A 6,137-nucleotide genomic window follows, 5' to 3' on the forward strand; every position below is an offset into this window, starting at 1 on the left:
GCGAAATATTTTTGCAGGCGAAGCATTGGCAGGTTTTTGCTGAGTTGCCCGTCGTGTCGTACCAACAACACCCATCCTACGTACTCGCGAGACGCCGCGCGCGCTTCGCTGCAGGCCGCGGCTTCAGCGCAGTGTCGGCCGCGCCAAGCACGCGTCCATCCTGCGAATAGAGCGCGAGCTTCTTCACCGGCTTGCCCTTGTCGCGGTCGATCAGGATGGTCGCGATCTCGTTTGGATGCTCGTCGAATTCCTCGGTCCATTGCCGCAGCGCCACCAGGATCGGAAAGATGCCGTGGCCCTTCGGCGTCAGCACATATTCCTGATAGGCGCTGCCGTCGGAGGCCGGGACCGTCTTCAGGATGCCGCGCTCGACCAGCGTGCGCAGCCGTGTGGCAAGGATGTTCTTGGCAAGCCCGAGGCTTGCCTGGAATTCGCCGAAGCGGCGCCGGCCGAGGCTGGCGTCGCGGATGATCAGGAGCGACCACCAGTCGCCGAACACGTCGAGCGCGCGTGCGACGGGACAGCTGTCGCCTGCAAGGCTGGTTCGTTTCACCGACCGTCTCCAGGAATTCGGGCCATCACGACCTTGTGTGGTTGCAATATTAAACCGTATGCCCTAGCTAGGCAATGAAGTTTAATAATGCAACCAATTGGAGGCGGACATGAGACTGGCGAACAAGACGGCGTTGATCACCGGCGGCAACAGCGGCATCGGGCTCGCGACAGCGAAGCTGTTCGTGGCGGAGGGCGCCAAGGTCGTCATCACCGGGCGCAACAAGGAGACGCTTGCGGCGGCATCCAGGGAGCTCGGGCCGAACGCGCTCGCGGTGGCGGCCGATGCCACCGACGTCGCGGCGCTGGAAGCCGCGGTGAAGCAGGGCACCGAGAAGTTCGGCAAGTATGACGTGCTGTTCGCCAATGCCGGCATTCCCGGCCAGACGCCGGTCGGCGGCACCACGCTGGCCGCATTCGAGAATGTGATCCGGACCAATCTCACCGGTGTGTTCTTCACGGTGCAGGCGGTCGCGCCGTATCTCAACGACGGCGCATCGATCATTCTCAACGGCTCGGTGATTTCCGTGCTCGGCAATCCCGGCTACTCGGCCTATGCCGCGAGCAAGGCCGGCGTGCGCGCGATGGCGCGGGTGATGGCGTCAGAATTCTCGCCGCGCAACATCCGCGTCAACGTGGTGGCGCCGGGTGCCGTGCGCACCCCGATCTGGGGCGCGGCGATCGCAACGCCCGAGGCCGAGAAGACATTTGAGCAGCGGATCGGCAAGACCACGCCGCTCGGGCGGATCGGCGAGCCCGATCACATTTCAAAGACCGTGCTATTCCTGGCGTCGGACGACGCCGCGCATGTGCAAGGGCAGGAGCTGTTCATCGACGGCGGTGCAACCGCATCACCGGCGGGCGCGCCGATCTATCGCGGATAATTTGTTTCTCATTGTATCGAACGGCCGGTGTGAAGCGTTTCATACCGGCCGATTTCGTTTGCGACTATCATCGCGCAATAGTTTGTTGTCTGAGCATGATCTTTCCGGAAAACCGCTTCGCACTTTTCCGGATCATGCTTGAACCTTTGACGTACTCGCCGGACTCTTGAATGGGCGGGGGATTTTTCACCACGGAATCATTTGGAGTGCCGCCATGCCGAAAGCAGCCCGCATTTCGACGTCGATCCCGGTTTCGCCCGCATTCGAAAGTTCAGATACGACGCAATTCGTGACGGTCGCGCTGTTCTCCGGCATCGGCCTGTTGATTTTCGCTGGTCGCCGTCATCCTCGGCATTCAGGGCGTCTGGTTCTGAGTTCCTCCGCCTGAACGGCCTGCCGCCGCCAGGCGACAGCAGGCGCTTTGAATCACATCAGGCTGCGTTCAGATTGCCGGCGGCCTGCAGCGCGCCCGCAACCGCCTTTTCGCGATGCTCGGGGCCGACCTGGATGCCGTCGGCGGGGATGAACTCAACATTCCTGACGCCGATGAAGCCGAACACACCGCGCAGGTAGGTCTCGAGGTGCTCGAGCGCGGCCATCGGCGTGTCGGCGCCGTAATAGCCGCCGCGCGAGATCGCGATGATGACGCGCTTGTTGCCGGCCAGTCCCTCGACGCCGCCGGCGCCATACTTGAAGGTCTTGCCCGCAACCAGGATGCGGTCGATCCAGGCCTTGAGCTGGCTCGGAATCGTGAAATTGTACATGGGCGCGCCGATCACGACGATGTCGGCGGCGAGGAACTCGTCCAGCACCGCCTGGCCGGTCGCGATGTCGTCGCGCACCGACGGGTCCGGCGCCGCGCCCTGGCTGGCGGCGAGGTGCAGGCCGGAGAGGTGGGCGAGCGGGGTCTGGCTGAGGTCGCGGTAGTTGACGACGAGGCGCTGATTGGCCTGGCGCAGCCGCTCGACGGCGGCGGCGGAGACCTGGCGGCTGACGGAGTGGGGGCCGAGGACCGAGGAATCGATGTGCAGAAGTTTCATGGCAGAGGTCACCTTTGGTATAGGTTTGTAACTGGCGCTATATGAGTGACCACCCTAAATCTCCGCAAGAACGCACATTTTTGAAACCAGAGCACAGAAATGAGACCCGAGAACATCGATGTGACCGCTCCGCCGCCGCGGCCCAGCCCCGACCACAGCGATTGCCGCGCGGTCGCCTCCGTGCTGGCGCGGGTCGGCGACAAATGGAGCGTGTTCGTGATCATGATGCTGATCGACGGGCCGAAGCGCTTCAACGAGTTGAAGCGCATGATCAATGGCATCTCGCAGCGGATGCTGACGCTCACGCTGCGCGGGCTCGAGCGCGACGGCTTGGTGACGCGTACGGTGTTTCCGACCATCCCGCCGCGGGTCGATTATGAGCTGACGGATCTCGGCCGCGGACTGGCGGCGCCCGTGAAGGCGCTCGGCCAGTGGGCATTCGCGCATCTGCCGGAGATCGAGGGGGCGCGAAACGACTTCGATGCGCGGAATGGGGAAGGTTGAAACGTGTTGTCCGTTACCCTGAGGAGGCCGCAACGTGGCCGTCTCGAAGGGGCGACAGCCACCAGCGGGGCCGTGCGTCCTTCGAGACGCCTGCTGCGCGGCTCCTCAGGATCACGGTGACGGATTGGCGTAAGCCGTCAAGCCGGAGCACTAAATCAGCGACACCAGCCCACCGCCGTGGCGTTCGAGCCCGCCGGCGAGCTCGAGCTCAAGCAGCACGGCGCGCACAACGGCCGGCGACACGTCGGCCATCCGGATCAGATCGTCGATGCTGATCGGGCTCGGCCCGAGCAGATCGATGATGCGGGCGCGATCGCCGCTGTCAGTGGCAAAGTCCAGCGGCTCGTCGTCCTCGCGCAAGCCAGGCATCACCGGCCGTTCCATGATCGGCGTGACCGCGCTGATGACGTCGGCGGCTTCGGTGACCAGCGTGGCGCCTTGCTTGATCAGGTCGTTGGCGCCGGCGGCGCGCGGATCGATCGGCGAGCCCGGCACCGCGAACACCTCGCGGCCCTGTTCGGCCGCCATCCGCGCCGTGATCAGCGAACCCGAGCGGTGCGCCGCCTCGACGATCACGACGCCGAGCGAGGCGCCCGAGATCAAACGGTTGCGGCGCGGGAAGTCGCGCGCCCGCGGCACATGGCCGAGCGGCATCTCCGAGATCGCCGCGCCGTGTTCGAGGAGGGCGGCCAGCAGATCCTCGTGCTCCGGCGGGTAGATCCTGTCGTGGCCGCCGGCGAGCACGGCGACCGTGCCGCTGGCAACGGTGGCGCGGTGAGCTGCCTGATCGATGCCGCGGGCGAGGCCCGAGATCACGACAAAGCCGGCGTCACCGAGATCGCGCGCGAGCTGGCCGGCAAATTTCAGCCCGGCGCCGGAGGCGTTGCGCGAGCCGACGATCGCGATCATCGGCCGCATCAGGGTGTCGCGCGCGCCGCGCACGGCAAGCAGCGGCGGCGCATCGTCGATGGTGGCAAGCCGCGCCGGATAATGCGCTTCCTCCGGCGCGACGAGATCGATGCCGAATTTGCGGCAGGCTGCGAGCTCTGCCGCAGCGTCGGCCTCGCTGCAGATGCGTCCGGGGCCGGAGGCGCCGCCGCGGCGCGCGAGGTCAGGCAGGCGCTCCAGCGCGTGCGCCGCATCGCCAAAATGGCGGAGCAGCGATGCAAAGGTGCGCGGGCCGACATTGTCGGAGCGGATCAGCCGCAGGCGGTTGAGCCGTTCGGTGTCGGTGAGTTTTGGAGGGCTGGGCGAGCGGTCATGCATGCGGGGCTTAGCTTCGCCCAACCTGAGATTGTGATCAACTGCGACATTGGCGCAGCCGCGCGCGACGCGCTAAAAGCGCTTGGCAAGAAGCTGCCAAAAAACCGTCAAGAACCATCAAGAAACAGGACGTCTGCCGATGATTTCGCTTGCCGATCTCCAACACCGCATCGCCTCCGGCGAATTGTCCACCGATGCCGCCATCACGCAGACGCGGGACGCCATCGCGGCGCGGGACAGAACCATCGGCGCCTTCGTTCGCCTCGACGAGACGGCGCGTGCGCAACAGGCCGGGCCGCTGCGCGGGATTGCGGTCGGTATCAAGGACATCATCGATACCGCTGACCTCCCGACCGAGATGGGCGCCGCGATCTATCGCGGGCATCAGCCGCGCGCCGATGCGCCGGTGGTGATGGCGCTGAAGCAGGCCGGCGCCACCATCATCGGCAAGACCACGACGACGGCATTCGCGGCGAACGATCCGACCGCAACGCTCAATCCGCACAATCACGCGCACACGCCGGGCGGCTCGTCGTCGGGTTCGGCCGCCGCGGTCGCGGCCGGGATGATCCCGCTGGCGCTCGGCACGCAGACCGGCGGTTCGGTGATCCGGCCGGCGTCGTTCTGTGGCGTCGCCGCGATCAAGCCGAGCTACCGCCTGCTGCCGACCGTCGGCGTGAAATGCTTCTCCTGGACGCTCGACACCGTCGGGCTGTTCGGCGCCGGCGTGCGCGACGTCGCGCTGGGGCTCGCTGCGATGACCAGGCGGCCTGAGCTGGTGGGGCCGTCGAAAGTTTCCGCGCCGCGCATCGGCGTGGTGACGCAGGCCTTCGCCGGTTCGCCGGAACCTTCCGGCGCGGAGGCGTTGCAGAAGGCCGCGCGTGCGGCGGAGCAGGCGGGTGCGACCGTGCGCGAGCTCGCGATGCCCGAGGTCGTCGCGGAGGCGTGGCGGATCCATCCGGTGGTGCAGGAGTTCGAGGCGCATCAGTCGTTCGCCTGGGAATACGGCCAGAACTACGATGCGATGCCGCCGCTCCTGCGCGGCCGGCTCGACGAGAGCAAGGGCGGCACGCCGGCGGAATACGACGCGGCGATGGCCGTCACGCTGCGCGCGCGGCAGGCGCTGGCCACGATCCTCTCGGAGGTCGACGTGCTGCTGACGCTGTCGGCGCCGGGCGCGGCACCCGAGGGTTTGGCGTCGACCGGCGATCCCCGTTACAACCGGCTCTGGACCTTGATGGGCGTGCCTTGCGTCAACGTGCCGACGCTGACCGCCGAGGGCGGATTGCCGGTCGGCGTGACCGTGATCGCGGGTTTTGGCGATGATGCGAAGGCGCTGGCGGCGGCGAGCTTTGTCGAGGACGCGCTGAGGAAATAGGCCTCGTCATTCCGGGCGATGCGCAGCATCGAACCCGGAATCTCGCGCCACAACCTCTGGATTCCGGGCTCATCGCTGACGCGATGCCCCGGAATGACTGACGTCACTTCCGCTCGCCGATCTTGCCCTCGGTGCCGGCCTGCAGGCGCTGGATGTTCTCGCGGTGCATGTAGAACAGCAGCAGCGTCAGCACGGCGAACAGCGAGGCGAGCGCGTTGTGGCCGAACCACCACAGGAACAGCGGCGTCACGAACGCGGCGATCAGCGCCGACAGCGACGAGTAGCGGGTGGTGTAGGCGGTGCCGAGCCAGATCGCGGCGAAGATCAGCGCCGCCGGCCAGAACAGGCCGAGCAGCACGCCGATATAGGTCGCGACACCCTTGCCGCCGCGAAATTTGAGCCAGACCGGGAAGAGGTGGCCGAGGAAAGCCCCCAGCGCCGCCAGCATCGCCGCGTTCGGGCCGTCGATGGTGCCGGCGATGATGACGGCGACGGTGCCCTTCAGCATGTCGCCGA

At 66.4% G+C, this 6,137-nt stretch carries 8 protein-coding genes; 4 read left to right on the top strand and 4 right to left on the bottom strand.

The window, feature by feature from the left end; translation table 11 throughout:
- Positions 1–76: 76 nt before the first annotated feature.
- The gene (locus AKL29_RS23325; protein ID WP_050385777.1) at positions 77–553 is read right to left on the bottom strand and encodes a winged helix-turn-helix transcriptional regulator; all 477 of its coding nucleotides are present in this window, start codon (positions 551–553) and stop codon (positions 77–79) included.
- Between the two features lie 109 nt (positions 554–662).
- Here AKL29_RS23325 and AKL29_RS23330 point away from each other — a divergent pair, with 109 nt between their 5' ends.
- Positions 663–1,436, top strand: coding sequence for an SDR family NAD(P)-dependent oxidoreductase (locus AKL29_RS23330; protein WP_028336378.1), 774 nt, complete (start codon positions 663–665; stop codon positions 1,434–1,436).
- Positions 1,437–1,650: 214 nt separating this feature from the next.
- Positions 1,651–1,824 (top strand): hypothetical protein, encoded by a 174-nt coding sequence (locus tag AKL29_RS43405; protein ID WP_167350416.1) that lies wholly within the window; start codon positions 1,651–1,653, stop codon positions 1,822–1,824.
- Positions 1,825–1,867: 43 nt separating this feature from the next.
- Here AKL29_RS43405 and AKL29_RS23335 read toward each other — a convergent pair whose 3' ends face one another.
- Positions 1,868–2,476, bottom strand: a complete 609-nt coding sequence (locus AKL29_RS23335) for an FMN-dependent NADH-azoreductase (RefSeq protein ID WP_050385778.1) — start codon at positions 2,474–2,476, stop codon at positions 1,868–1,870.
- Between the two features lie 99 nt (positions 2,477–2,575).
- On the opposite strand from AKL29_RS23335, the gene AKL29_RS23340 reads away from it, so the two are divergent.
- Complete coding sequence (locus AKL29_RS23340) at positions 2,576–2,980, top strand: winged helix-turn-helix transcriptional regulator (protein ID WP_050385779.1); 405 nt, start codon at positions 2,576–2,578, stop codon at positions 2,978–2,980.
- Between the two features lie 150 nt (positions 2,981–3,130).
- Here AKL29_RS23340 and dprA read toward each other — a convergent pair whose 3' ends face one another.
- The gene (gene dprA, locus AKL29_RS23345; protein ID WP_050385780.1) at positions 3,131–4,246 is read right to left on the bottom strand and encodes a DNA-processing protein DprA; all 1,116 of its coding nucleotides are present in this window, start codon (positions 4,244–4,246) and stop codon (positions 3,131–3,133) included.
- 136 nt (positions 4,247–4,382) lie between these two features.
- Between dprA and AKL29_RS23350 the strand changes: the two genes are divergently transcribed.
- A complete protein-coding gene (locus tag AKL29_RS23350) occupies positions 4,383–5,621 on the top strand; it encodes an amidase (RefSeq protein WP_050385781.1) in 1,239 nt (412 codons plus the stop codon).
- Between the two features lie 103 nt (positions 5,622–5,724).
- Here the strand turns inward: AKL29_RS23350 and AKL29_RS23355 are convergent.
- A partial coding sequence (locus AKL29_RS23355) for a glycerol-3-phosphate acyltransferase (RefSeq protein ID WP_244482328.1) occupies positions 5,725–6,137 on the bottom strand: 413 nt, incomplete at its 5' end.

It is taken from the genome of Bradyrhizobium pachyrhizi (assembly GCF_001189245.1).
Taxonomy (GTDB): Bacteria; Pseudomonadota; Alphaproteobacteria; order Rhizobiales; family Xanthobacteraceae; genus Bradyrhizobium; species Bradyrhizobium pachyrhizi.

Excerpts from the sequence above, each read along its gene's own strand:
- AKL29_RS23330 (WP_028336378.1), top strand. The coding sequence starts at position 663 with ATGAGACTGGCGAACAAGACGGCGTTGATCACCGGCGGCAACAGCGGC.
- AKL29_RS23350 (WP_050385781.1), top strand. The coding sequence starts at position 4,383 with ATGATTTCGCTTGCCGATCTCCAACACCGCATCGCCTCCGGCGAATTG.
- AKL29_RS23335 (WP_050385778.1), bottom strand. The coding sequence starts at position 2,476 with ATGAAACTTCTGCACATCGATTCCTCGGTCCTCGGCCCCCACTCCGTC.
- AKL29_RS43405 (WP_167350416.1), top strand. The coding sequence starts at position 1,651 with ATGCCGAAAGCAGCCCGCATTTCGACGTCGATCCCGGTTTCGCCCGCA.
- dprA (WP_050385780.1), bottom strand. The coding sequence starts at position 4,246 with ATGCATGACCGCTCGCCCAGCCCTCCAAAACTCACCGACACCGAACGG.
- AKL29_RS23340 (WP_050385779.1), top strand. The coding sequence starts at position 2,576 with ATGAGACCCGAGAACATCGATGTGACCGCTCCGCCGCCGCGGCCCAGC.